At 53.6% G+C, this 25,025-nt stretch carries 35 protein-coding genes and 1 pseudogene; 4 read left to right on the plus strand and 32 right to left on the minus strand.

What is annotated here, in order from left to right; all coding sequences use genetic code 11:
- Window positions 1-9: 9 nt before the first annotated feature.
- Both AL515_RS21050 and AL515_RS21055 read right to left on the minus strand, forming a co-directional pair.
- Window positions 10-1,182 carry a phage tail sheath protein gene (locus AL515_RS21050; RefSeq protein WP_061068616.1) on the minus strand — a complete coding sequence of 391 codons (1,173 nt, stop codon included), beginning with the start codon at window positions 1,180-1,182 and terminating at the stop codon, window positions 10-12.
- A 160-nt stretch (window positions 1,183-1,342) separates the two neighbouring features.
- A pseudogene (locus tag AL515_RS21055) lies at window positions 1,343-1,471 on the minus strand (transposase); the annotation flags it as partial.
- A 293-nt stretch (window positions 1,472-1,764) separates the two neighbouring features.
- On the opposite strand from AL515_RS21055, the gene AL515_RS21060 reads away from it, so the two are divergent.
- Entirely contained in the window at window positions 1,765-2,778 is a 1,014-nt protein-coding gene (locus AL515_RS21060; RefSeq protein WP_061068617.1) for an acyltransferase family protein, read from the plus strand.
- Between the two features lie 590 nt (window positions 2,779-3,368).
- Here the strand turns inward: AL515_RS21060 and AL515_RS23890 are convergent.
- The 17 genes from AL515_RS23890 to AL515_RS21145 all read right to left on the minus strand — a co-directional run bounded on the left by AL515_RS23890 (window position 3,369) and on the right by AL515_RS21145 (window position 13,271).
- A complete protein-coding gene (locus AL515_RS23890; protein WP_082759603.1) occupies window positions 3,369-4,964 on the minus strand; it encodes a phage tail protein in 1,596 nt (531 codons plus the stop codon).
- Complete coding sequence (locus AL515_RS21070; RefSeq protein WP_061068618.1) at window positions 4,961-5,566, minus strand: phage tail protein I; 606 nt, start codon at window positions 5,564-5,566, stop codon at window positions 4,961-4,963. Before AL515_RS21070 ends, AL515_RS23890 begins: the two co-directional genes overlap by 4 nt.
- Complete coding sequence (locus tag AL515_RS21075) at window positions 5,559-6,467, minus strand: baseplate assembly protein (protein WP_061068619.1); 909 nt, start codon at window positions 6,465-6,467, stop codon at window positions 5,559-5,561. Before AL515_RS21075 ends, AL515_RS21070 begins: the two co-directional genes overlap by 8 nt.
- A complete protein-coding gene (locus tag AL515_RS21080) occupies window positions 6,454-6,813 on the minus strand; it encodes a GPW/gp25 family protein (protein WP_061068620.1) in 360 nt (119 codons plus the stop codon). The genes AL515_RS21075 and AL515_RS21080 overlap by 14 nt, the downstream gene beginning before the upstream one ends.
- The gene (locus AL515_RS21085) at window positions 6,810-7,388 is read right to left on the minus strand and encodes a phage baseplate assembly protein V (protein WP_061068621.1); all 579 of its coding nucleotides are present in this window, start codon (window positions 7,386-7,388) and stop codon (window positions 6,810-6,812) included. The genes AL515_RS21080 and AL515_RS21085 overlap by 4 nt, the downstream gene beginning before the upstream one ends.
- Window positions 7,389-7,456: 68 nt before the next feature.
- Window positions 7,457-7,903, minus strand: coding sequence for a phage virion morphogenesis protein (locus tag AL515_RS21090; RefSeq protein WP_061068622.1), 447 nt, complete (start codon window positions 7,901-7,903; stop codon window positions 7,457-7,459).
- Complete coding sequence (locus tag AL515_RS21095) at window positions 7,896-8,327, minus strand: phage tail protein (RefSeq protein WP_061068623.1); 432 nt, start codon at window positions 8,325-8,327, stop codon at window positions 7,896-7,898. The genes AL515_RS21090 and AL515_RS21095 overlap by 8 nt, the downstream gene beginning before the upstream one ends.
- Window positions 8,290-8,538, minus strand: a complete 249-nt coding sequence (gene lysC, locus AL515_RS23895) for an Rz1-like lysis system protein LysC (RefSeq protein WP_225807948.1) — start codon at window positions 8,536-8,538, stop codon at window positions 8,290-8,292. Before lysC ends, AL515_RS21095 begins: the two co-directional genes overlap by 38 nt.
- A complete protein-coding gene (gene lysB / locus AL515_RS21105; protein ID WP_167335586.1) occupies window positions 8,423-8,851 on the minus strand; it encodes an Rz-like lysis system protein LysB in 429 nt (142 codons plus the stop codon). The genes lysC and lysB overlap by 116 nt, the downstream gene beginning before the upstream one ends.
- Window positions 8,848-9,225, minus strand: a complete 378-nt coding sequence (locus AL515_RS21110; protein WP_010835207.1) for a DNZ54_00345 family protein — start codon at window positions 9,223-9,225, stop codon at window positions 8,848-8,850. The genes lysB and AL515_RS21110 overlap by 4 nt, the downstream gene beginning before the upstream one ends.
- Before the next feature lie 4 nt (window positions 9,226-9,229).
- Window positions 9,230-9,739, minus strand: a complete 510-nt coding sequence (locus AL515_RS21115; RefSeq protein ID WP_061068624.1) for a lysozyme — start codon at window positions 9,737-9,739, stop codon at window positions 9,230-9,232.
- Window positions 9,720-9,935 carry an HP1 family phage holin gene (locus AL515_RS21120; protein WP_000171565.1) on the minus strand — a complete coding sequence of 72 codons (216 nt, stop codon included), beginning with the start codon at window positions 9,933-9,935 and terminating at the stop codon, window positions 9,720-9,722. The genes AL515_RS21115 and AL515_RS21120 overlap by 20 nt, the downstream gene beginning before the upstream one ends.
- A gap of 3 nt (window positions 9,936-9,938) precedes the next feature.
- Window positions 9,939-10,142 (minus strand): tail protein X, encoded by a 204-nt coding sequence (locus AL515_RS21125; protein ID WP_000868184.1) that lies wholly within the window; start codon window positions 10,140-10,142, stop codon window positions 9,939-9,941.
- Window positions 10,142-10,606 (minus strand): head completion/stabilization protein, encoded by a 465-nt coding sequence (locus AL515_RS21130; RefSeq protein ID WP_061068625.1) that lies wholly within the window; start codon window positions 10,604-10,606, stop codon window positions 10,142-10,144. The genes AL515_RS21125 and AL515_RS21130 overlap by 1 nt, the downstream gene beginning before the upstream one ends.
- A 93-nt stretch (window positions 10,607-10,699) precedes the next feature.
- Window positions 10,700-11,350, minus strand: coding sequence for a phage terminase small subunit (gpM, locus tag AL515_RS21135; RefSeq protein WP_048213306.1), 651 nt, complete (start codon window positions 11,348-11,350; stop codon window positions 10,700-10,702).
- A 3-nt stretch (window positions 11,351-11,353) separates the two neighbouring features.
- Window positions 11,354-12,421, minus strand: coding sequence for a phage major capsid protein, P2 family (locus tag AL515_RS21140; protein WP_000730754.1), 1,068 nt, complete (start codon window positions 12,419-12,421; stop codon window positions 11,354-11,356).
- A 16-nt stretch (window positions 12,422-12,437) separates the two neighbouring features.
- Window positions 12,438-13,271, minus strand: a complete 834-nt coding sequence (locus tag AL515_RS21145) for a GPO family capsid scaffolding protein (protein ID WP_061068626.1) — start codon at window positions 13,269-13,271, stop codon at window positions 12,438-12,440.
- A gap of 142 nt (window positions 13,272-13,413) precedes the next feature.
- Between AL515_RS21145 and AL515_RS21150 the strand changes: the two genes are divergently transcribed.
- From AL515_RS21150 to AL515_RS21160, 3 genes are read left to right on the plus strand one after another with little or no spacing between them, the layout of a single operon-like run.
- Window positions 13,414-15,180 carry a terminase ATPase subunit family protein gene (locus tag AL515_RS21150; RefSeq protein ID WP_061068627.1) on the plus strand — a complete coding sequence of 589 codons (1,767 nt, stop codon included), beginning with the start codon at window positions 13,414-13,416 and terminating at the stop codon, window positions 15,178-15,180.
- Window positions 15,180-15,905 (plus strand): terminase large subunit domain-containing protein, encoded by a 726-nt coding sequence (locus tag AL515_RS21155; protein WP_061068628.1) that lies wholly within the window; start codon window positions 15,180-15,182, stop codon window positions 15,903-15,905. Before AL515_RS21150 ends, AL515_RS21155 begins: the two co-directional genes overlap by 1 nt.
- Entirely contained in the window at window positions 15,902-16,957 is a 1,056-nt protein-coding gene (locus AL515_RS21160; protein ID WP_061068629.1) for a phage portal protein, read from the plus strand. Before AL515_RS21155 ends, AL515_RS21160 begins: the two co-directional genes overlap by 4 nt.
- A 380-nt stretch (window positions 16,958-17,337) precedes the next feature.
- On the opposite strand, the gene AL515_RS21165 is transcribed toward AL515_RS21160, so the two are convergent.
- The 13 genes from AL515_RS21165 to AL515_RS21220 form a co-directional block, all read right to left on the minus strand.
- On the minus strand, window positions 17,338-17,571 hold the full coding sequence (locus AL515_RS21165; protein ID WP_001217561.1) for a DinI family protein: 234 nt from the start codon (window positions 17,569-17,571) through the stop codon (window positions 17,338-17,340).
- A 10-nt stretch (window positions 17,572-17,581) separates the two neighbouring features.
- Window positions 17,582-17,770, minus strand: a complete 189-nt coding sequence (locus AL515_RS21170; protein ID WP_048977490.1) for a hypothetical protein — start codon at window positions 17,768-17,770, stop codon at window positions 17,582-17,584.
- 161 nt (window positions 17,771-17,931) lie between these two features.
- Window positions 17,932-20,343: a replication endonuclease gene (locus tag AL515_RS21175; protein ID WP_061068858.1), complete on the minus strand. Its 2,412-nt coding sequence runs from the start codon at window positions 20,341-20,343 to the stop codon at window positions 17,932-17,934.
- A 5-nt stretch (window positions 20,344-20,348) separates the two neighbouring features.
- Entirely contained in the window at window positions 20,349-21,359 is a 1,011-nt protein-coding gene (locus tag AL515_RS21180) for a phosphoadenosine phosphosulfate reductase domain-containing protein (protein WP_061068630.1), read from the minus strand.
- Complete coding sequence (locus tag AL515_RS21185; protein WP_061068631.1) at window positions 21,356-22,204, minus strand: DNA adenine methylase; 849 nt, start codon at window positions 22,202-22,204, stop codon at window positions 21,356-21,358. The genes AL515_RS21180 and AL515_RS21185 overlap by 4 nt, the downstream gene beginning before the upstream one ends.
- Window positions 22,201-22,785: a 3'-5' exonuclease gene (locus AL515_RS21190; protein WP_061068632.1), complete on the minus strand. Its 585-nt coding sequence runs from the start codon at window positions 22,783-22,785 to the stop codon at window positions 22,201-22,203. The genes AL515_RS21185 and AL515_RS21190 overlap by 4 nt, the downstream gene beginning before the upstream one ends.
- Complete coding sequence (locus AL515_RS21195; protein WP_061068633.1) at window positions 22,782-23,009, minus strand: TraR/DksA family transcriptional regulator; 228 nt, start codon at window positions 23,007-23,009, stop codon at window positions 22,782-22,784. The genes AL515_RS21190 and AL515_RS21195 overlap by 4 nt, the downstream gene beginning before the upstream one ends.
- Window positions 23,009-23,242, minus strand: coding sequence for a DUF2732 family protein (locus AL515_RS21200; RefSeq protein WP_061068634.1), 234 nt, complete (start codon window positions 23,240-23,242; stop codon window positions 23,009-23,011). The genes AL515_RS21195 and AL515_RS21200 overlap by 1 nt, the downstream gene beginning before the upstream one ends.
- Window positions 23,243-23,344: 102 nt before the next feature.
- Window positions 23,345-23,494, minus strand: a complete 150-nt coding sequence (locus AL515_RS23530) for a DUF3927 family protein (protein WP_129533676.1) — start codon at window positions 23,492-23,494, stop codon at window positions 23,345-23,347.
- Window positions 23,494-23,922 carry a tellurite resistance TerB family protein gene (locus AL515_RS21205; RefSeq protein ID WP_061068635.1) on the minus strand — a complete coding sequence of 143 codons (429 nt, stop codon included), beginning with the start codon at window positions 23,920-23,922 and terminating at the stop codon, window positions 23,494-23,496. Before AL515_RS21205 ends, AL515_RS23530 begins: the two co-directional genes overlap by 1 nt.
- Before the next feature lie 54 nt (window positions 23,923-23,976).
- A complete protein-coding gene (locus AL515_RS21210) occupies window positions 23,977-24,327 on the minus strand; it encodes a DUF5347 family protein (protein ID WP_061068636.1) in 351 nt (116 codons plus the stop codon).
- Window positions 24,291-24,491, minus strand: coding sequence for a phage filamentation protein Fil family protein (locus AL515_RS21215; RefSeq protein ID WP_071887390.1), 201 nt, complete (start codon window positions 24,489-24,491; stop codon window positions 24,291-24,293). Before AL515_RS21215 ends, AL515_RS21210 begins: the two co-directional genes overlap by 37 nt.
- 7 nt (window positions 24,492-24,498) lie before the next feature.
- Window positions 24,499-25,008, minus strand: coding sequence for a phage regulatory CII family protein (locus AL515_RS21220; protein WP_061068637.1), 510 nt, complete (start codon window positions 25,006-25,008; stop codon window positions 24,499-24,501).
- Window positions 25,009-25,025 lie beyond the last annotated feature (17 nt).

Genomic DNA, 25,025 nt, shown 5'->3' on the forward strand with positions numbered 1-25,025 from the left:
GTATCCCCCTTATGCACTGACACGGCTGGCAAAATCGACCAGGTAGCGATCGGTGATGCGCTGGCGCAGCATCAGATTTTCAAGCGGCGACACAGGCGTGTAGTCGTAGTCGATGGTGAGTTTCCCGGCTTTCAGGGAGTCTTTATCGTTCACTGACTCATCCAGCCAGCAGTCCGCCCCGATGAGGTATCCCTGATTCACCAGGCTGCGTAATTTGGCGCGGATACCTTCGATAATGTCGCGGGCCAGTGACGGATTCAGTGGCTTATCCACCGCCCACATATGCCCCTCTGCAATCGTGTCAGCCAGCACCTGCGCCGTGCGGGTGTAGTTCTCAAACGCAAACAAGGGATCATCACTGAGGCAGCGGGAACCCCAGAAGCGGAACCCGTCTTTACAGATCAGCGTGGTGACGTCGTTCTGGTTCAGCAGTCCCGCATCCGTTGCCGGGTCCTGCAGATCCCAGAACACATCAGCGGAAATACCGGTGACGCCATTCACACCCACGTTGGACAGGGTTTTGTGCCAGCCGGTCTGTTCGTCGATTTTGGCGCGCAAACCGAGCGCACGTGCAGAGGCGTAAGCCGTCGCATCGGCTTTTAGCACGGTGTCAAAGTTGATGAAATCAGGCCAGATCAGCATCCCTTCTCGCTGGCTGAAATTGTCCCGGTATGCAATGGCTTCCTCCACCGTCTTACAACCATAGGCGGACAGGTAGGCAAACCCGCGCAGGCTCTGTGCCACACTCATCAGCTCAGTGGCAACCGCCTGCGTGTCGTGCCCAGGTACACCGAGAATGCGCGGCTTAACTTTCAGTTGCGACTGCGCAGAAAGCAGCGCTTTCATCCCCGTTTTCTTACCGTCGGACGTGACGCCACCGATAATATTGGAGGTGGTTTCCGCTTCGGTTTCGCCCTGCGCCACGCGCACAACAACCGTCACGGGTTTTGACTGGTCGGCAATCGCATCCAGCGAACGGGCCAGCGTGCCGGACTCGCCTGCTTTACCGCTGGCCTCCAGCACATCCGTCAGCAGAACCGGCTTATTGAGAGGAAACACGGACGCATCAGCATCATCGCCGGTGCAGACCATGCCCACGATAGCGGTGCTCACCGTGGTGATAGATCGGGTGCCCTCGTTGACTTCAACAACGCGCACCCCGTGGTGGTAATCCTGAGCCATAAGGCAGTCTCTCCGGTTTACAGGGGGTGTGCCTATGTTCTGGTTGATATGCGCGCGGCGCACGCGCCGGGCTATGTGTGGGGAATGGCACAATTGAGATTGATGAAAAATGATGGTTAGCAGTGCATTTAAATTCTTTGAAAGGTTCCATTTGTAACTATTTGACCCAGCGGTTGATGGCTGAGAGGCTGACGTTCATCGCCTTCGCCGCTTCGCCATGGGTATAGTGCTGGTCGAGGACCAGCTTTGCCGCTTCGAGTTTAAATTCAGCAGTAAATGCTTTGCTCATTGGTTCACCTGTGAAATTTTTAGGTGAGCATATCACCTCAACTTAGGTGGCCAAATTCAGTGTGCCACTACACCATAACCAGTGAATGTTGAATGCTAATGTATTCTGTGAGATGTGGATGTGGTATGTTTTCTCTATCTCTCCCTACCTGTTTCTGATGTGAGTGTCAGTATTCATAATAGGACTGTTACTGTGATTGTTTTTATTGTTAGATTGCGGCATTACTATCATTTTTTGGTTTGGTTTTTGGCTTCTGAAAGGTAGATGCAGCGCTGCTGTTTGGTGAGATATTCATGATAACCATCTGGGCTCAGATGGAATATTTAAATTATAAAAAAGAGGACAATAAGTTGGGAGTGTATAGACTGATTCTCGCATTGCTAGTTCTGCTATCGCATTGCGGATATCAATTTATTGGCTACAATCAAGGTGTGACCGCAGTTGTGTCATTTTTTATAATTAGCGGGTATGTAATCACAAAACTTATAAATGCAAAATTCAGAGGGGTTGATTGCATAACTCTATTCTACATTGACCGTGCCATGAGATTATTTCCGCAATTTGTTTTTTACCTTGCTTTAACCAGCTTTCTATACATAGCTTTTGACGGCATTGAAAAGCTATCCATAAGTCAGTTTTTAGTTAATTTATCAATACTGCCACTAAATGGGTTTGCTGTTTTTATGAACGATTATATTATAGTGCCACAATCATGGTCTCTTGGATTGGAGTTGCAGTTTTATTTACTGATTCCATTTATCTTATTGAGCGGGAAAAGCTTTTTATTTTCTATAGTATCACTTGTTCTTTTTGTCCCTGCGTATCTTGGAATCATAAATACTGACTACTTTGGTTACAGAATGATAAGCGGCACTCTTTTCATATTCTTAATTGGGAATCTGATGGCGGAGAGAAAATTTAAGCTCATGATTTCCCTATACGCATTGTCGCTAGCTTTTTTTATTGCTTCTTTTTTCACCGAGTTGCATACATATAGTTTCAATAAAGAGGTTTTGTCGGGAATCCTAATCGGAGTTCCAATTGTATTTGCTTTATTCAAGATAAACATAAAGAACAACATCGACAAGCTAGCGGGTGATTTGAGCTATGGAGTTTATCTTAACCACCTAATGTTTTTCTACGCTTTTAATAAAATGGGATTTAATGTTATAAGCGTAAGCGGTGTACTTCTTATAATGTCATCATCCATTTTATCTTCATACATATCCCTTAGATTGATTGAGCAGCCTTTTTACAGATTGCGCCATGAAAAAAACTTCTTTTTAAGATTTAAGCAACAATCTTAGTCTCACAAGAGGGCTATATAGCCCTCTTTTTTTCACTCACGCTTACTCAGTTTCTGAATCAACTTCCAAGTCCTGATTTTTATCATCATGATTTGGATCGTATGGGGCTGAAAATATTCCATTTGAATATTACTATCCGATGCTTATTTCTTCGTTGGAAAGAATTTCATCGCCAATCTCTGGGATGCGGTCTGATATCCCATCCCATATATTCATATCAATGACTATGCCTTCATGAACAATTGCGTAATTAGCCATTTTATCACCACTCAATGATTACAACGCCCGGCACGCCATTGCCGCTTGCATAGGGATTGATCGCAGATGCACCACCACTATAAGATGCGTCTACTGGTTGTGCCGTTTGGGTCATTCAATGTCTGGCTATTAAGGAAAGTGAATTCATCAACAGCCCGTGTATTGAATGGCCTACACCTCTGGGGCTGGCAGTATCCGCTGCATAACCTCAGGTTGCGCGTTATAAAACTCAATATAACGCGCATCATTCTTATCAATCTGTGTGGAAGTTTCTTGCTCGCATGAGAACAATGCCACAACCGACTTTCCATCTGGTGTTAATTCAGCGTAAATCATATCGTGTATCCACTTATAAATAATGATGCAGAAAAACCCGTGATTGATGTGCCGTTTGGGTTCACGTCATAAAAAATTGATTGTGGGGTTGATAGCAATAATTCTGCAAACTGACCATAAACCCCTATGCCATAATTCCCAACATAACCACCGATTGATACGTACCCGACACCGCTATTTGTGGATGCAACATCAATAATTAAACCGCCAGATTGCGCACCACCGCCTGCTGTTGCATAGATGGAGCCATAGCCACTCACTTTCCTTGCGTTTTTAGGAACAATTGCGGCAATAGATAACTCAGTTAGCGTATTTATTGTTGCGGTTGTTGTTATTGCTGTCTGACGGTCAACATTAATAACCCGCCCATTCTGCGTTCCAGCTTTGAATTTTGACTCTGAAATACCCCAAACACTCACCAGTGCACTGGCGGTATAATCAGGTGGTAACGATGAGCCACTATAAATTTCTGGTGCATCAACAGAGGTAGCATTTACTGCCAGCAATGACGACATATCAGTAGTCGGGTTATAAATCGCATACAGCGCAACGAATCCAGTGGCCGGGACAACCCCCTTATCCATCCCGCCTGCACCGGTAGTCGCCAGGTTGATTTCCTTGCTGAAAGAAGTTACCCGGTACTGACGCCCTCCACTATCTTCAACAATCAATTCATCGGCTGAAAATGTCGCAGTAGCACTCGCTGCAGCCACTGACATTCTGGCATTTCGAGACTGCCCAACAACGCCAGAAAATGATTCTCTCAATTGAAGGTTTTTGAGAAACTCTGAAACATCAGCAATGTCTTTTCCATTGGCTGCCTTGTCCATCTTTCCGGCAAGCGCATTTGTCATGGTGGTGGCAAAATTAGGATCGTTTCCCAGCGCCGCCGCCAGTTCGTTAAGCGTATCGAGTGCAGCTGGAGAAGATGCCACCAGTGCAGCAATTGCCGCCTGCACAAAAGCCGTGTTAGCAAGTTGCATGGAATTATTGCCTGCCGCTGCCGTCGGTGCTTTTGGCGTACCAGTGAATGTCGGACTGGCTTTTGGCGCATATTGCGTATGCGGATCTGCAGCAGCAAGATGTTTTGCCATCAGATCATCCACATACACCTTAAGCTCCAGCACCTTGTCATCCACATATTTGCGGGTTGCCAGAACCACAGCAGGGTCAATTTTCAGGATGATGTTATCTGTGCTGCTGGTAATCAGCACCATGCGTACGGTCTGCGTGCGTCCGCTGCCCTCAACGAGCTGCGGCTTATAGCTTTCCGGGCAATTCCCGACGGCAATCAGTGCGCCGTTTTCATCAAACAGGCCGACTTCACGAATCCACCAACCGCCCTCAGTTTCAGGGATCACCTGCTCAGCAATAATCTGGCTGCTGTTCTGGGGATCGATATACAGCATATTCAGTGCTGCGCGGCGCTTTTCAGCCACTAACGCGGTCTGTTGTGCGCTGGGAGTGGGCAGTGCTCCACCACCGTCACCCACCGCCATATGGGTAATTTTAAGCGGGATACCGAGCGCGGCGGCGCTAGCCAGTTTCGCCGCGCCGATATCCGTCAGCAGGGTGTAAAATTTTGCGTTCATGGGTTCACTCTCATCGTGTCAATAACATGGACCGCTCCGCCCTCATAGGCGGTGCCGCCGGAAATAATGGTTTCGTTGATGTGCGGGTAGATCGTGATTTCTTCGCCGGTGTAGGTGGCTGCACCCACAAAATACGGACCGCCTGTCTGCAGGTTGATGGACATGCCAACCAGATGACGGCTGCACGGTTTGGCGTCACCGATCAGGCGCTCCAGCTCCAGATAGGTTTCTTCTGTTATGCCCTGGTCCTGCACGCCAATATCCAGACGGAACGTCCCCGGCGTTTCGCCGGTCTGCCACCACTCAATGATGCGGATCAGGAAGCCGAACGGCTCCACCACGCGCCGCACAGCGCTGGTTGTTCCCTTGTGCTGATGGATATAAAACGCGTCCTGCACAACGCGGCGCTTGACGCTTTCTGTCCAGCTCTCATCCCAGCGATCAACAGAAAACGCCCAGGCCAGATAAGGCAGGAATCTGATCGGGCAGGTTGCCGGGTTCCACAAATCCCGCAGTGATACCTGCAGATCGGAAATCCCGCTGCAGGTCTGCGCCAGTCGGCGCTCAAGCGGCGACGAACCCGGCGGCAACAGGCTATTCATCAGTGCCCCCGTTGGTGACGCTCCATTCAGTACAGGATGCCGCCTGCGTCTTATCCAGCACCACATCACCCAGCGGGGACGTCAGCTCCACACGCTGGACCCCCTCCACATGCAACGCGGCATAAATGGCGCTGCGGCGGATATCACGTCCCAGCCGCGTCTGACTGGCGATGTATTTCTGCAGACTGGCTTTTGCTTCTGCCATCACCGGCTCAGCCTCCGGCCCCGGATAAAGGAATATCGTTGCGTCCACGCTGTACGGAATAATTTCAGCGCTGCGCACCGTCAGGCGGTCTGCCACCGGGCGCACATTCTCACTGTTAAGCGCCTGTTCAACCACTGCCAGCAGGTCAGCCCCTGCCGTCCCGTCACCCTCGCGGCTCAGTACGGTAAGCACCACCTCTGCCGGTGCAGGACTGGTTGAGCTGGCATCAGCCACGCGCCCGTCGGCACTTCTGGCGTGGAACTCATAGGCTCCCGTCGGCCCTGCAACGGACAGCCCCTCAAATGCTGCAGGAATGCGCTGGCGTAATGCTTCATCACTTTCCATCACTGCGGCGACCGGCGGCACCGCGTCATTATCTGCAGGGACTACCGTCAGGCGCTTCACGTTGCAGTTGCCTGCCAGTTGCTCAAGGTCATTTCCCATGGAATAGGCCACCATGACCGCCTGCGCAGCCTCATTAATACGCTGGCGCAGCAGGATTTCTCGATAAGTATTCTCCTGCAACAGTTTGGTGACAGGTTCTGACTCCAGCGCTAACGTGCGCATAACGGCATCCTGTTCATCAGCCGGATGGAGGGCCACAAAGGCGGCCTTGCGTTCTGCCAGCAATGCTTCAAAGTCCGGCACGTCCACAATCTGCGGCGGCGGTAGTTGGGAAAGATCAATGACTGCCATTGTCTGCTCCTGTTGATACGGAAAGGGAAACCGGTGCTCCGTTATTGCCGTGTCCGGTAAGTTCAACCACCATAGAGCCGTCAAAATTGCCGTTGATGGTGATGGAGTCCAGCGTAAGGCGCGGTTCCCAGCGGTTCAGCGCCACATAGACCGCAGACATAATCTGCAGGCGCAGTGCCGGGTTCTGCGGCTGGTCAATCAGGGCAGACAGCAGGGAGCCATATTCCCGGCGGGCAAGACGGCTGCCCTGCGGCGTCAGCAGAATATCCCGCACCGACTGGCGCAGATGGTCTGTATCTGTGATGGTCTGCCCGTCATTCCTGCTCATACCGATATACAACGTCATACCGGCCCCCCCGTGTTGTCGCCACCTTTCAGAACACCAGTATGCTCATGGTCATCAACCACGATCCCGTTAGAACTCATTGCGCCGCCGCCCTGGGTGACGCCGCCATTGATCACCACCTCGCTGTTAATATGCGTGGTGTCAGCCTCCACCACAAACTCACCTGTTTTGTAGGTGACGCTGTCTGCTGCCTCGATCACCATGGATTTGATGCCCCTGACATGCCATCGTCCGGTGGCGGGTTCATACTCAAACCATCCCCCGTCCGGGTACTCCGTCACGCAACCGTCCACGGAATCCGACGGTGGCGGAAACTGATTGGAGTAGATAGCGGGCAGCACAAAAGCGGTTTCCAGATTGCCGCCCATACTCAGCACCACCACCTGCTCATCCGGCGACGGACACCACCATGTACGGGCACCACCGGCGCGCAGCGTCAGCCAGTTAATCCAGTTGGTTTCAAGCTCGCCCACCTTCACCCGGCACAGCCAGTTTTCCCGGTCCACTTCGGTCACGGTGCCGGTGCGGATCAGGTTGGTGATAAGGCGCATGATTTCGGTCAGTTGTGCATTCATAACGAAAGGTTGCCATCAGTGGGAAAAGGTAGGCAGTTCTGGCGCTTGTACCAGCGATGAAACAAAGATCACCCCGCCAGCCAGCGCAACAGAGTGTCACGGGTAACGGTTTCCACCTCATCATTCACGCCCAGCAGGCGGCGCTCTGCGTAGCGGACCTCCGGGCCTTTGCGGCTGACGCGATCACGCAGGCCGTAATGATGAACACGGGCAATGCGCTGCACCTTGCCATCAAACTGCACGCTGGCGGAGTCCGCACTGGCGGTGGTTTTCAGGTATTTTGTGGTGCGAAGCTTTGCAAACATCTGGCGTTTGATGCGGCCCTTCTTGCTGCGGGCTGTCACCCGGCGCGGCTCATAGCCGCTGCCGTCAGGATTACGCTGCAGCCTGATGCTCTGCTGCTGCGTCCGGCGCAGTTGTTGCGCCAGTTGCCGCATCATACGGCTGCGTGCTGCAGGCTCCAGATTTGCCAGTAGCGCCGTCAGCCAGTCATCCACCCTCTGCAGTTCACCCACGTTTCACCGTCCACATTTCTTCGGGTTCGTCCGGCTCCGGCACCGCTTCAACGCTTGACACGCTGCCGTTAGTGCTGACCAGCACGCGCTCCGTCAGTTGCAGGTTCAGGCTGATATCGCACACATCGTTGCGCAGAATATCCACTTCAAAGGTGAACAGTTTTTCGCGCAGCTCCGGGTTATTGATAGCATCCGGCTGGTTGTCACTTAGCCACAGCAGCACAGGAGCCATCAGCAGATTCTGGTCTCCGCTGAAATCCTCGATCACCACGTTCAGGGTGTAGCGGTATTCCCATGACATGGAGCTGGCACCGGTTGCCACCAGTGAGCCGTTATCAACGAAAAGGTGCAGCTTGTCCGGGTTGTCGCGGACATAAGCAACCGCTTTATTCAGGGCGCTGCGTAAGGACCGCGGTTTGTTCACTGTCTCGCTCCTGACACGCAATAATCGTGTCCACTTTGTCAGCACAGACCGCCCAGGCGGCCTCGGTTTCATCCAGCACCGCGTTCAGATCGCCGTTACTGCGCGGCGCTGACCTTTCCAGACGGCACTGCGTCACTCTGGGACAGCCATTCACGGTAAGCTGCACCTCCGGCAAGGGCCGGACGTTCGCGCAGCCTGATAATGTCAGCAGGCAAAGGAGCGTCAGCCCAGCGGCGTAAATCCTCGTTTTCACGTTTCAGTTCCTCGATCCGGCGCTGGCGGCTTCGCAGCAGCGCGGTGGTCTGTTCCGCTGCCGCATAAAGCCGCGTCTGCTCCCGGCTGTTGGTTTCGGTCAGAATGGACAGGCCAATCAACTGACTGTTTTTCTTCGTCAGTTCCTGCGTTTTGCTTTTCAGCGCCTTGCCCTGCGTCTCAATGGTGTGACTGGCATTGTTAAGCCGCCACGACTGCCAGCCCAGCGCCGCAAGTGCCAGCGCCAGCACTACCGCCAGCGCACGCATCAGGCCGCCATCGGCTCATGAAGCTGCGCGCGGGCAATCTGATACAAAACCAACGTCAGCAGGTAAAACACCAGGGTGATCACCCATCCAGAAAACGCCAGGCACAGAACAATAAGCAGCCTGATTACCCATGTACGCACGGGTTTTACGGGGTGCGCCCTGAATTTCAGCAATGCCGCCCTGACCTCATCGCGCGCCCGATCTCCGGCGAACCACCCGACAGCGCACAGCGCAGCAAGCAGCCAGGCAAGGAAGCATGACACCCAGACAGACGCACCAACCAGAACCGGCGCACCGCTGCGCGGATACAGCAGGCTGATAACCAACAGCGCAGCCCATGCCAGCTGGAAAAAAACGCTCATGACTTTCTTTTTCATTCCGTTATGCTCCTTTTAAGCACCAGGCCATTTCCCGCGCGCGGCGGTTGTCCAGCCCCTGATTAAACACACCTTTGACATATACCCAGCGCGCCAGTTGATGGCAGGCATCCGCCCAGCGCCGCTGGTTCAGCAACTTAACCAGCGTGGAGCTGCAGGCGTTGCCGGTTCCCACGTTGAAAGCAAACGACACCACTGCGTCATAGACCTGTTGCGGCATCGGCTGCACCACACATTTGTCCAGCGCCCGCTCCACGCGCAGCACGTTGGTGATAAGTCCCTGCGCTGCCTGCCGCTCCGTGATGGTTTTTCCCGGCACCACACCGGACGTATTACCGATCCCGTCAGTCCAAACGCCCGCGCTGCACTGATAAGGCTGCAGGCGGCATCCCTCGTAATCGGCGATCAGTTTCAGCCCCTCAACGGAGGTATGAAGCGACTGAAATCCGGGCAGCGTGGCGGCGATAGCCAGCACCGCCCCGACGAGGCAGCGCTTAACGATTGAAGGATTCATATTCCCCCCGCGAAATCTTGCCACCTCGTAACAATTTGAAAGACTGGTGTTTGTAGTACCAGTTGATAGCCAGCATCAGCACACCAATCAGTACGCCGCCAACCGTTGACGCATCCTTGAGCGACAGATCGCCCAGCCATGCCAGCAGCACGGCGATGCAGTAAGTGATAAAGGCGCTGATTCGTTCAAGCGTCATAATTCAGTCCCATAGCTGGACGGTCTGCGCCGTGGTTGACGCCGTAATGTCCGGCAGCTCCACCTGCAGCCCGTGCGGTAAAAATGGGCCGTACTCAGCCAGCCCCGGATTCGCCTGCAGAACCTGCTCAGTGACACCCTGCGTGCGCCCGTAATGACGCCAGCAAAGCGCGTCCACCGTGTCATACTGATGCGCACGCACTTTCATCAGATAAGTTCCACCGTACAGTGCGGTGCATCCTGCACCCGGCTGATAGCCCAGCGGGCATCACGCCACAGATCGCCGCTGGCCTCCGCCAGCTCCTCCCCTCGCTTCACGCCTGACGCCGTGGCGTCATAGTCCTGATAACGCTCATTGAGCACAGCACGCGCCCAGCAAAAAACGGCGTTGTGGTAGTGCCGGATACGCTCGCTTTTGCCGTCCAGCATATCCGCCGGAACCTCAGCAAGTGTCCGCCAGCCCAGCAACTGCTGGCGGTTGCGGAAGTCGTACAGCTCAGCGTTAACCTCAGAAATAGCCGTCAGCACAACCTGCTTTAAACGCGGCTGCGTCACCGTGCCGTCAGTTCGCATCACACTGCGAAATTCCGACAGATCCACATCAGGCCAGAACGGCGTATTTTTGATGACCTCTGCCTGTTCCGGCACCTGTTCGGGCGCAACAAACTTCATGCGGCTTTCTCCTGAATAAGTGGGCGGTGGACGGAATTTTGATGTGGCAGTGCCTTTCGCCATCCCGTGCCGCCCGTGCGCGGGGCACGTTCTTTAGCGGCTGTCATTGCGCAGTCTGCGCTCCAGCTGCTGCTTTTCTTTTTTCACACCACAGCGGGGATCAAGCTGCAGCGCATGGGTAAGGTGATTCAGGGCAGACGCCGGGTTGCTTTCGCTCAGTACAGCGCCGATGGCTTTATGCAGGCGCGCCCGCGACTGGTCCGGCATATCCAGATCGGTTGTCAGGTCCAGCGTCTGCAGAAGCAGATCGGCATCAAAACCGGCAGCAGCAAGCAGAGCGCTTTGCGCCGCGTCTGCCATTTCTTCTGCCAGCACGGTCTGCACGTTACGGTTGCCCAGCGGCATAACCCAGCCATGGCTCAGCGCATGACGCCCGATTTCCAGCGCACCGGCATAATCACCGGCGTCGATACGCCACAGCATCACGTACATCAGCACGTCATCCTGCTGCGCACCTCCGGCAGCCAGCACGCCCTCCGCCCAGGCAGAATATTTCGGCAGCAGCTCCACCTTGATTTCCGCCTTTTTCACCGTGGACTGGATGCCTTTAAGCCTGCGGCGATCTTCTGCCAGCTGCAGCAGCATCAGGTCATAACCCGACGCATGGCGAACACTGCCGCCCTCACGGGCGGCCTGTTCGGCCTGAATGCGCAGGCGGTGCTGCCGTGCGGGACTCAGGCTCATGCGTTACTCTCCGTTTCCTGTTTCTGCTGCAGGCGGGGTGAAATCACCGATTTCGATGTTTTCCACCAGTGCCGCGCAGCGGTAGTCCTCGACCACATACGCCTCGTTGACGGATTCAAAGTTTTCAATCCGGTCGCGTTTAGGGTTGTCGATAACTGAACGGCGGCGGGTGTCTTCCTGCCAGTAGATGGACAGGTTATCCAGACGGGTGATCAGCAGGGCATTTGCCGGGAAGAAAGGCGCGCGCACAGCCTGCAGGCCGCCCATGCGTTTCTGGCTGATGATCAGATCGGCGGCGATTTTCTCGCTGTTGTCCTGCTCTTTGTTGACCAGCGGGAAATACTTGTCAGACAGCAGTTCACGTCCGCAGACAACAACCAGCTCGTCATCATCCTGATACTCCACATCGATCAGCTCGTTGACGGTATCCATCACCACCGCGTCAAGATTTACATACTTACCACCCGGACCGACTTTTACCGGTTCTGCCGTAGTGGTGCCGTCTTCTGCGGTTTTGCTGCCCATGACGTGATCCGGCGCGTCTTCGCGGATTTTCTGCAGCCAGCCTTTATTGACGTCCTGCAGCAGCGGGTTTTCAGCACGGTTGGAGGTTTTGGCGCGCTTCACGCCGTTAAAGCCGATCATGATGCGGTCCAGCGCCTGACGCTTGACGATGGCGTTGCGAATACGCACCTGGAAGTCCTGGAATTTCGCCCACAGGTCCAGTTTTGCGTAGGTCAGCACCGTATCAAAGTTGGTCTGCTCGCATTTGTATTCCACGTCTTCCATCAGCGTCGGATCGGTAGGCTCGCGCTCTTTGGTGGTGGTATCGGTGGTTCCGGCAATGGTGCTGCCAACGCCCAGCCCCAGCAACTGACCGGACTGCTCAGTGACCGGCGTGATGTTAATCAGCGTCAGGAAAGCGGCGGACTGCTGGATCTGGTCTTCCAGCGTCTGCTGCACGGACGGCTCCACGGTAAACTTGCTGGAGAGTTCTTCAACCTCCACACCGTTCAGGCGCGCCAGCTGCTGCAGGTAAGCGTTAAAGGCAAAGCGGGTTTTCTTTTTCATCGGGTTTTATGCTCCATCAGCAATTGGTCAGGGTGCCTGCCGGTGCGTCACCGCCCGGCGCGCGCTGGCGGTAATCCTTGCGGCTGTCTTCACGGCTCAGCTGCTGCTGTAACTCGGCAAAGGCGGCCTGCTGTTCCTGCAGGGAGGACTCCAGCGCGGAAAGGCGCTCACCGTTTTCAGCCAGGGATTTATCAGTGCGCTCGCTCAGGTTCTGCTGCTCGGTGGCGACAAGTTCCACGGCTTTATGCACGTCTGAGAAACGCGCATCGTCGGTCTGCTCTTTTTTGGTGAACAGCGCGGTGACGCGGGCAAAGAGGGACGGCTTTTCGTCCTGGGCTTCTTCAAGTTCGATCAGCGTTTCAACCGCTTCCGAAAACAGGTTTTCAGGGTTCTGCTTACGGTTTGCCAGCGGGTTATGCGCGGCGCTGGCGCTGAAAGCCAGCATTTCGGTGCCAAGGCTCGCAGGATCGTCTGTCGCACCCAGCCCCACAAGGTAGGCTTTGCCGGTGTCGGCAAACTTCGTGCTGACCTCCATGGAGGTGAAAAGCTTCTGGCCCTTTTTCACCAGTGCCACCAGGGCGTCCGTGGGTTCGATATCGGCATAAAGTGCCATCTTGCCCGCCAGCGGGCCGTCCTGGATTTCTTCTGCAACCAGCCCCGTCACCCTGCCATAGCGGTTAAACGTGCTCTCCGGCAGATAAGACTTGATGTGCTCAAGGTTAATCAGAGCGGTATAGACCGTCGGGTTATAGCTGGCTGCCATCTGTACCAGCCATTCACGCTGGATCTCGCGCCCGTCAGTGGTGGCACCTTCCACCCCGATACGGAAACGCTTTGCTTTCACTGTCATGAGCCGTGCTCCGTTAGAAATAACTTACTGGAGCCTTATGTTTGCGGTGATGAGGGGAGTGAGACAACGCGCTGTATTTGTACGGTAAACCACACAAACCGCAGCCGGGGAAAGCTGCTATCCAAGGCCGTATGTTTGGGCCATGAACACGACACTGACCCCCGCAGACCTCGATCCCCGTCGGCAGGCCATGCTGCTGTACTTTCAGGGATACCGCGTAGCCCGCATTGCTGAAATGCTGGGCGAAAAAGTTGCAACCGTTCACAGCTGGAAAAAACGCGACAAGTGGGGCGACTATGGGCCGCTGGATCAGATGCAGCTCACCACCGCCGCACGTTACTGCCAGCTCATCATGAAGGAGCAGAAAGAAGGGAAAGACTTCAAGGAAATTGACCTGCTGGCGCGCCAGTCAGAGCGCCACGCCCGCATCGGCAAATTTAACGATGGCGGGAACGAAGCTGATTTAAACCCGAAAGTAGCCAACCGCAACAAAGGCCCACGCCGTCAGCCGGAAAAGAACGTTTTCACCGACGAACAGATCGAAAAGCTGGAAGAAGTCTTCCACGCCTCTATGTTCGACTATCAGCGCCACTGGTTTGAAGCCGGGAAAACAAACCGCATCCGCAATCTGCTCAAGTCGCGCCAGATTGGCGCCACGTTTTATTTTGCCCGTGAAGCATTGATTGACGCCCTGCTGACCGGACGCAACCAGATTTTCCTTTCTGCCAGTAAAGCACAGGCGCACGTTTTTAAGCAGTACATCATCGACTTTGCCAAAGAAGTTGAAGTGGAACTGAAAGGCGATCCCATGGTGCTACCCAATGGGGCAGCATTGTACTTCCTTGGCACCAATGCCCGTACGGCGCAGAGCTACCACGGCAACCTGTATCTTGATGAATATTTCTGGATACCGAAATTCCAGGAGCTGCGCAAGGTTGCCTCCGGGATGGCCATTCACAAGAAATGGCGACAAACCTACTTTTCCACGCCGTCCAGCCTGACGCACAGTGCCTATCCGTTCTGGTCCGGCGCGCTGTTTAACCGGGGCCGCGCCAAAGCGGACAAGGTGGATATTGACCTGACCCACAGCAACCTTGCGCGCGGCCTGCTCTGCCCTGACGGACAGTACCGCCAGATCGTCACCGTGGAAGATGCGGTGCGCGGCGGCTGTAACCTGTTCGACCTCGACCAGCTGCGCATGGAGTACAGCCCGGACGAATACCAGAACCTGCTGATGTGCGAATTTATTGACGATCTGGCGTCAGTATTCCCGCTCAGCGAGCTGCAGGCGTGCATGGTGGACAGCTGGGAAGTGTGGGCAGATTTTCAGGCGCTGGCGCTGCGCCCGTTTGGCTGGCGCGAAGTCTGGATCGGATACGACCCGGCGAAAGGCACACAGAACGGTGACAGCGCCGGGTGCGTGGTTATGGCACCGCCAACTGTGCCGGGCGGCAAGTTCCGCATTCTTGAGCGGCACCAGTGGCGCGGGATGGACTTCCGCGCCCAGGCTGACGCTATCAAAAAGCTGACACAGCAGTACAACGTGACCTATATCGGCATCGACTCGACCGGCGTCGGTCACGGTGTTTATGAGAACGTGAAAGCGTTCTTTCCTGCCGTGCGGGAGTTTGTCTACAACCCCAACGTCAAAAACGCCCTGGTGCTCAAGGCATACGACATTATCAGCCACCGCCGTCTGGAGTTTGACGCAGGACACACCGACATTGCGCAGTCCTTTATGGCTATCCGCCGCGCCACTACCGCCAGCGGCAACCGCCCTACCTACGAAGCCAGCCGCAGCGAAGAAGCCAGCCACGCCGATCTGGCATGGGCAACGATGCATGCACTGTTTAACGAACCGCTACAGGGCGAAGCCGCCAATACCAGCAACATTGTGGAGATTTTCTGATGCACTCAACCCCAACTAACCTCATGACCACCGCCAGTCTGCCTGTAGACCGCCCTTTCTTTGCTTATCAGCATGAATGGAACAGTGGCGCACGCAGCAGAAACCGCGTGCTTACAAAAATGCGTCAGGCTGGCGCAGATTTCTTTTTCGCCTACGAAGCCCTGAACGATGCACTGCATACCGGACGCAACCAGATTTTTCTGGGCTGCACCCCGGCATCAGCCCTGACCGTCAAAACCTACATATCAGCTTTTTTAAGTGAGGCCGCAGCCTGGACACATCTTGGGAAAATAAAATCAGGTAAAGCTCATCTGGAACTACCAAACGGTGCGGTCATTTATTTTATCGGGCCGAAAAGCCTCGCCGCCGCGCTCCATGGAAACGTCTACGTGTCAGAGTATGCCTGGGCTGACTCCCCAAAAAATATGATTGCGCTCGCCAAAGGCCTGTCCATGCACGCGCGCTATCACGCTACCTACTACACCACCCCAAGCCGCAACCCGGAGGCATGGCAGGAATACAAGAAGCTGATCGCCCGCAACGGCACTACCTGCATGACCTTTACCGCTGATGACGCTGCAGCATCCGGGGCAACGCTCGCAACCGGAGCCGCGCTCTTTGATGATGAATGGCTGAATGACATGAAAAAAGAATTATCAGCAGAGGACTGGAAAATGCTGTTTATGTGCGAATGGCCCCAGGCTGACAAGGAGCAGGCGGCATGAGCAAACGTAAAAACAAGAACAACCGCGCAGCGGTAGATCACAACGTCAAATCAGGCGGCGCGGCGGCGGAGGCGTTCAGCTTTGGCGACCCGGTGCCGGTGTTAGACCGACGCGAATTGCTGGACTACGTGGAATGCGTGCAGATGGATCGCTGGTATGAGCCGCCGGTTAGCTTTGACGGACTGGCGCGTACCTACCGCGCCGCCGTGCATCACAGCTCACCGATTGCCGTTAAGCGTGACATTCTCAGCAGTACCTACATCCCGCACCGTCTGCTCAGCCAGCAGGCTTTTGCCCGTTTCGTCCAGGACTATCTGGTGTTCGGTAACGCCTATCTGGAAAAGCGCACCAACCGGCTCGGCGGCGTTCTCTCACTGGAGCCAGCACTGGCGAAGTACACACGGCGCGGCGTGGATCTCGACACCTACTGGTTTGTGCAGTATGGCCTGACCACGCAGCCCTATGAATTTACGCAGGGCAACATCTTTCATCTGCTGGAGCCGGATATTAACCAGGAGATTTACGGGCTGCCCGGCTATCTCTCCGCCATTCCGTCAACCCTGCTCAACGAGTCCGCAACGCTGTTCCGCCGCAAGTATTATATCAACGGCAGCCACGCGGGCTTCATCATGTACATGACCGACGCAGCACAGAACCAGGAGGACGTGAACAATATCCGCCAGGCAATGAAAAGCGCCAAAGGGCCGGGCAACTTCCGTAACCTGTTTATGTATTCGCCCAACGGTAAAAAGGACGGCATCCAGATCATCCCGTTGTCGGAAGTTGCGGCAAAGGATGAGTTTCTGAACATCAAGAACGTGAGCCGCGATGACATGATGGCAGCGCACCGCGTGCCGCCACAGATGATGGGCATCATTCCCAACAATACCGGCGGCTTTGGTGATGTGGAAAAGGCCAGCCGCGTCTTTGTTCGCAACGAGCTGATGCCGTTGCAGAAGCGACTGCAGGAGCTTAACGACTGGCTGGGCGAAGAAGTGATCCGCTTTGAGCCGTATACGCTGGGACTGACAGAAGACAAGCGCAACGACTGACCCACCGCACCGCGACAACAAGACCACCTCTTACAGCGCCCCAGCAGCATTCTGCGGGGCGCTTCTTTTTTGCCGTCACTCACTCACCCTCAGCGATTGAAGCCGCCAGTGCGCCGGAGATTGCGCCGGATTTTTACCATTTCACCCCATTGCGCGCGCTCGTATCCCCGCCACGCCTGCCCACTTTGTGTAGTGGTTTTCATGCACCTGCATGACATAAGTAAAAGCCCGCCAGTTCTGGCGGGCCTGAGCAAAAACGATCCTCAAACGATCATGCGATTTCATGCGGCATAGTCATGCACAACAGCACTAACGCCTCGCGTGGCTCGTTGTTCAACCTTGCGGACGGTAAAAACCAGTTTTATCGCCCGCAACGTTTGCTAATGTAACCAGCTGTCGTCCTCCCAGACCTGCTGCATTATTTCCATCACTCGCTTTTTGTCTTCATCCAGCTTTAACCCGCTCAGCTCAACGCCGTTGGCGCTGCCCTTACGGATACGAATTGCTGTTTTGGGATACAGAGGGCGCAAATTACGGTAAAGCTCGGATTCAAGGGCGTCCAGTGTAGCCTGGCTAATCTTCTGCTCTTTATCGATCATTATTTCAATGCGCATACAGACCCCCTTAACTGGTGACGTCCATTGACCGACAGTATTCATGGCTGCGGATTTTCGCCATCAGCTCGTCGGTCATTTCGGACACCCACTGGATAGCCAGCCGCTTTTCTTCGTCGCTACACTCACTAGCCGCTACAAGCTTGATAAAAAAATCAATGCGCTGGAGTTTCAACGACTCCAAAAGATAATCCTGCATTTTCCCTCCTATCACTACTACGGACACACAATAACTGTATGTATATCCACTGGTTATAAATACAGTATAGTAGGATTTGGTGAATGTAAAACGTTTTTTATCTGTCAATTAGATCGCTCTGATGCGGATCAATAAGAGCAAGAATTGTTAAAGCTGCGGCATCAGTACCACTGACGCCATTTGTCATCTTCCTGCAGACGGTGGTTGCGGTAAAAAATACGCAGCCCGCCACCTGACGGAATACTGCCGCCGCGCAGAAGAAGGTCAATCTCTGACTCGCTACCATCGAACCCTCTGGAACTCAGCTCAGCCTCAAGCTGCAGGCGCTGCTGATCCGAAATAGTCTGTTTGTATGCTTTTTTCCGCTTCGGTTTTACAAGCCTTAACCTGGCTGTCAGCTCCCGCCGTTCCTTCTGGCCCATGCTGTGGAGATATTCCTGCAGCTCGTCCTCATCCATGGTTTTTATATCGGGTAAATCACCCCCTGATTTGTTCAGATTTTCAACAGGGGGACAGTTATTGCCACGAGTCCAAGGGGCGCAAGCGCCCTGGTCGGCTACCGCCTCCTGAACGTCAACAGCCTTACGAACCTTTTTCCACTTCACCGCGTGTGTGCAAATCTTGCCCTCTGCAATCGGGGACCAGATGCCATAGATACGGATACCGTGATCGCCGTAGGCGCCCGGTTCGTCGTTAAGCTCATAAGCCGTGCGGACAAGGTGATGTTTGCGGGGCACCAGTACACCGCCCTGCTTCATGATGTAGGTGGCAAAGCAACCCGCATCTGCAGCTGCCAGTACCGCATCCAGACGCGGGTTATCCAGTACCGGCGCACCCGCTTTGCGTTCACCCTGCACTCTCGCCGCCTGACCAGCCAGCAAGCGCAGCTCGCGGTATGCCTGACGCCCCGGAATACCAAAGAAACGGAACTGCTGAACACGGTGCAGTGACGCCCAGGCGGTGACATGCTCGGCACTGTCACGCAGTGATCTGCCGGTTTCTTTGCTGATTTCTTTAGCCAGCCCGCGCCCGTCGATATTCTTGCTGATGTATTTGGCGATGTAGCTGGTCGGTGTACCCTTGCGCGGGTTGATTAGCTCGGACTTGAAGCGCGGCCCGGTATTGGTGCCCAGCTCCTCGCGGTCTTCACGAATGGCAAACTTGCGCAGCATCGCAGTGATGGAACGGCGGTCTTTTTTGCGCATGAAGCACAGAAGATGCCAGTGCACGGTGCCATCATGGTGCGGCTCTGCCACGCGGACGCCATACCAGCGCAGCCCGGCCTTGTGCATAGCCTTGCGGAAAGCGGCGAACGTATCAACCAGATAGTCACTGCTCTGCCGGACGGTAGCGCTGGTCCACTTCGGATTAGGTCTGCCGTTGTTGAGCGTTGAGTGGAAGCGTGACGGGCAGGTGATGGTATAGAACACTGCGCAGTCTCCGCGCATTTCCGCTATCAACTCCAGTCCTTTAACACAGGCCATCATTTCATTACGGCGGTGTGCCGGGTTGCTGTTGCTGGCGTTCACCACGTCTTCCATGTCCAGCGTGTCGCCGTCTTCATTAATCAGTTCATGAGAGCGGAAGAACTCCAGCGATTTGCGGCGCTGCTCGCGTTTGTGGATCACGGCTTCATAGCTGACATACGGGGACGCTTTTTTGTTGACCAGGCAGACAGCACGCAGCTGTTCCTCCCGCCACTCGCAGCGCATCTGCCACAGTTTGCGATACCACCAGTCCGCGCACAGCATACGAGCCAACGACGCCGGGATCAGTTCATAAGGCACCGGCTTGCGGCGGTGCTTTTTGCGGCGTAGCTGCTCAAACGCTGGCGGGATGACCTCAAGACGCATGGCTTCTGCGGCAACCCTTTCCCATGCCTGACGGATTTCTTCTGGTTTTACATCATCGCTGACAAACAGATCACCGCAGGCCGCATCGAGACACATGCTCATATGTGCCGCAACCAGCGTGGAAAGGCGCTTGACCTGATCCTGATTCATTTCAGACAGTACCAGCAGCCCCTCCAGCCCGTCATGACTCGCCATGAACCGGAAAGAGGCAGACACCTGACTGTCACGCACGCGCTCCAGACGCTCAAGACACGGCCTGATGGTTTCGCGCAGGTAGCGGGAATAGGCTTTTGCTCTGCCCAGACTATGGAAATATTTAATCCGCTCCAGCAGAGGCTTGCTGATATGGGACGGCATGGCGTTAACGTCAGCCAGAATGACCAGATCGGGATTAAAACGCTGCTGCTCGCGCGCCATTTTGGCGTGGCTAATCAGCCGGTCCTGCTCCATTTCACGCTGGACAGGATCACGGGATTCATTGAAGAAATAGCGTTCCCAGACCTCATCACTCAGCGCCTCACGGCGCAGCTGTTCCTGCTCGTTATCCGCAGCGTAAAGAGCGATCAGGTTTGAAAGCGCGGACTCCGGCGCAACTTCCGCCGGGTCCAGATAGGGGTTAACTGCTTTCCTGAGTAAATTCCACGAATAAGGCCCGGCAGCATTTTCAACGCTACCGGGAGTTTTAGTAACAAATGGGGCGACGAAGCGTCCTGTACTGATTTCCGTCACTCGCAGACTCCGGCATAAACACTGCTGCACACTGCCTTATCGTTCATGCCAGCCAGCAGATCGAACTGCGCACCGCCGCGAGTGGTTAAAGCCCAGTCGCGGTAAGACTCAATGCCATAAGCATCAACGGTGATAACCTCAATACGTTTTTCAGCCCGGCGCGGGTCATGTGTGGACGGAAAGAATGTTGAATTGCCGCGACGTGAACATTCCGCAACCATTCTTTCCCATTCAGCCACACGGCTGATTTCTTCGGGCCATCGCTGGAAAATCTCTGCAAGCTCGGACTTGCGGGCATGAATACATGGCATACAACCGACACGGCTGCAGCCCTGCAGATAAAGTGGGTTGGGCTTGATGCCATGGCGTCTGGCAATGGCGAATACATCCTCATGCAGCCAGTTGAGGATCGGACGATAGACATGCAAACCCGGAGTATCGTCTGCATCTTCCTCCCACTCAGGTAACAGAGCACGCGCCGGTGATTCCTGTGCCTGGACGCCCTGCCAGCTAATCACCTCGTCGTATTCGTCCAGAGCCGGGACGATCACCTGCGTCCGCACCGGCTCATGTTTCAGCTCAAACGTGCAGAAACGGACCTTTGTTGAAGGGAAACGCCCTTTCCACATGCATAAATCAAGAAACGGATTGCCGGTTGGTTTAAGAATTTCCAGTGCCCGATGGATACGTTCTGCGGCCTCATCTGGCGACATACCGCATTCCTGAACCAGAGAAACGGGCCACTTCTCAGCAATGAATTTACGTTTTCCTTCTATCTGGCGCGTGAAATCAGCTTTAACGCGGATAACCTTGCCCAGCTTTGATTCCAGATAATCCAGATAATCCATCGTCTGGGGATGTTCATGGCCCGTATCAGCAAAGACAGAAATATGCGGAACATCGTTTTCAATAGCTCTTAGCCACTGTGCAAGACTATCTTTGCCGCCTGAAATACTGATGGTATTGATGGTGCTGGCTGCGAAACAGCGCGGATCGATGGCATTCATACGCGCACCTCAACGGTACGGTCTGGACCTCTGGCAAAATCAGCACCGAACCAGCACACTGACTTCGTGGCTATGATTTCTGAAGCAGATTTACCATCACCCGCAGCCACACCCATGCTGCGCTTTACGGTGATACGGTGGCGGGTAAAGTTACGATAAAGCGAACGAGTCAGGGACGTGTCGCTGTTGGACACAATAACCTGATGACCTTCTGATGACCGGCGCTCAAGAATATACGCCAGATGATACTGATCGTCCTCTGTAAAACCGGCAGTGTGATAACCGCTAAATGTGCCATCGTATGGCGGATCACAATAAACAACATCACCAGCTTGCAGCAGCGCCAGTGTTTCGTCATAGCTGGCACAGATAAACGTTGCGCGTTGAGACTTTTCAGCAAAAGCGCGTATTTCACTTTCAGGGAAATACGGCTTTTTATAATTACCGTAAGGGACATTAAAATGACCGCTCAAGTTGTAACGGCACAGCCCACGATAACCATGACGATTAAGATAAAGGAAATATACTGCTTTCATGAAATCAGTAATTTCAGAGGAATGATTAAATTCATGCCTAATGTTGTAATAAGCAACTTCTCTATTCGCAATCGCAAAAATATTTTTTGCGCGTGATATGAAAGCGTCACAATCAATGGTAATTTTTTTATAGAGATTGATAAGATCTGGATTAATATCCGCGACAAGATAATGAGGATAGTCTGTCGCCATCATCACAGCACAGGAACCCGCGAAAGGTTCAACCAGTCGCGAGCCAGCAGGAAGGTGCTTAATCAATTCCGGCATGATAGCGGTTTTATTTCCCGCCCATTTCAGGATGGTACTCATTTAGCACCACCTTTAGCCAGAGCACGGACAAGCCCTAGCGTCATTTTGCAATCAGCTAAAGCACGGTGCGCCTTACCTTCGACCACAACACCTTCATGCGCAGCAGCATCAACCAGCTTATGCCATTTATAGCCATTAAATCGTCCCGGCTCGCCTCGATACTCTGCATAAAGCCTCATCGCGCAAACAGAATGAGCAGCAAGCATCCATGGCGCACCTTCAGAAGGTCTTCCATTCAATGCGTAGGTCTGACGAATTAACCGGAGATCATAATCGGCGTTATAGATAACAAACCCAAAGCGCCGAAATAGTTCCTCCGCTGCCCCGCATATATCAGTCCAGGCAGGCGCAAAAGCTACCATTTCATTAGTAATGCCATGAATGGCTATTGCTTCATCAGGGATAGGCTTAGTGGGCTTAATAAGCGTATTAAGCATAACAAACCCATGACTATCAATAATGCATATTTCAACTATTTCCGCGTCGTCTCCCAGCCCTGTAGTTTCGGTATCGATGAATAAATATCCTTCATCAAGCCATTGTTCTGCACGTTGGCGAATTGTCATATTATCGGTATTCATACAGCACCTCCGTTATAGTGTTTGCCTTTCAGCTCTGAAATTTCCTGACAGGTGACGCAGCACTGCACGCCCGGAATAGCACGGCGGCGTGCTGGCGGGATCGGCGCATCGCAATCAATGCAGAGCACACGGGAAACGCCCGGCGTTCTGTTACGGGCGGTGTGGATGTTGCGCTGACGTTCTTCTTCAACGCGCTGCTGTACGAGGTCCATTGAATCAGCCATCAGTGGTTCTCCTGCGCTTCGTTCTGAATGTTTTCAGCCGCAATACGCAACAGCTCCGCCGCTTCAACGTGGTTAAGCTGACGTGACGTGATATGGCAAGCCAGGCTATCAAGACGGGCTGCCATTGCCGCGGCACGTGCCCGGCGTTCTTCCATGCGTGCATCAGTCAGTATCTGGTTAAGGCCAGCATCATCTGGTCCTGTTTTGGTGATACGGGTTTCAATATTTCGCATTGTTATTTCTCCTGAATTTGGGCAATAAGAAGCCCGGCGGGTTTACGCCTTTAATTTCTGTTTGGTTATTCAGATATAGCCCGCATTACACGGGCTATAGAGTTAGGACTTTTTAAACATGGGTAGCGCCACTGCAATGATCCCTGCTACCAAAACACCATCTGCCAGCATAGACATAATGCGCCCGGTAAAATCCACTGCCACTACAAGGAACAGCAGAACGCAGATTGCTAAACAGCGAACCTTGCCCATTACAGGTACTGGTCCAAAGGTAATTGAAGCGCCTGAGCGATTTTTTTCAGGGTTACTTCTTCCTCTTCTCCGATTCCATCCTGATCGGCAATGTCCAGGCACAGACAAAGCACATCAACTGCATCAGCCGTGCCAGCCACATCAGCCAGTTCACGCAATGCCTGAGCGTTAGCAGAACGCGGTGACGCCTCATAACGTGCGCGAATATTGCTGCTCATCTGCGCAATCTCGCCAGAAAACGGGGCAAATGCAGGTAATGCTGAGATTGTTTTCTCCAGCACTGCAATTTCTTTTGCATCGCATGTACCATCAGAGTAGGCAATAGAATATGCGCCCCATACAGTTGCTTCTACTGCATCGCGGTTTTCCATTTTTTTTACTTCCTGAACTGCTTTACGTGCTTTTTTACCGAAACCAAAAAATGCCATTTTAATATCCTCAGTTGTTGTTAATTACCTTCACAATGACCACCATGATGATCATTAGGAAGGTTTTTTAGGAATTGCAGGCCATTTAGGAAACAAACCTACAGCGGCACGAAAGGCGTTTATTATTTCTTTCAAATTATTCTTTTCCTCTTCCGTCATTTCACTGACGGTTATGTTGTGACGCCTAGCCGGAATATTTGCTGCAAATAACATTGCCGCCAAAACCCTGACATTCTGTTTATTATTTACATCTCTTGGATCTCGCATATCCTTTAAAAATCGCTCCAATTCTGGCTCTATATTCAGACCGAATACTTTCTCTCTTAGGTCGTTTATATGGTTAAGTCCCGCAAGTCGCTCGCCATGACTTAATGGAACAGTCGCCGTAGCGCCTTCAATAGCCATGATTTCCCCTGTTTGGTTGTGGACAGGTCAGCCAGCAGTTCATCCTGAGAGCGGCACGGGTGCCAGCGTTTGCCATCCTTCCCCATGATCCAGCCGTGACCGTAGTGCATTGCATGACTTTGCTTAACGAGAAGTGATGCAAAAGATGGTTCTTTAGTCAGCATAACCACCTCAGATCAGACCGAACGAAGCGCCGAGGCCCGTCACGGTATCCACCGCGCTTGCCATCGCCGGATTCGCCTGCAAACGCGCATGCAATGAAACTGCAGTGAGTGCCATAAGGCGCGTAACAGAGTTGATGCTATTGATCACATCGCGGCGGCCTGCACTGGTTTTCACATCACCGGATACTGCGCCTGCAGCTACACGCCCAATCTCCGCAGTTGCACTCATTACGTAATGCGGGAGTTTTTCTTTTGCCACTTCGTTCGTAGGTACGCACGGCAGGCAATGAATTTGAGCCAGGAAACCATCAACCAGCGTGGAATCCTCAGTGATATCCGTCAGCAGCCAAATTTCCGGCGGCGTGAACTGATGGGGCTGCTCAGGGTTAAGCTTGTTGCGCAGCGTCTGGACATTCATGCCTGCCCGATCTGCCAGCTTCGCCATATTGTGACGCTGTGCGAAAGCGCGGCAGGCTTCATCAAAGTGAGGATGTTTGGAAACGCGATAATCAAACATGTCGTAAATCCTTTTTT

Origin of the sequence: Citrobacter sp. FDAARGOS_156 (assembly GCF_001559235.2) — a bacterium.
Classification (GTDB): Bacteria; Pseudomonadota; Gammaproteobacteria; order Enterobacterales; family Enterobacteriaceae; genus Citrobacter; species Citrobacter youngae.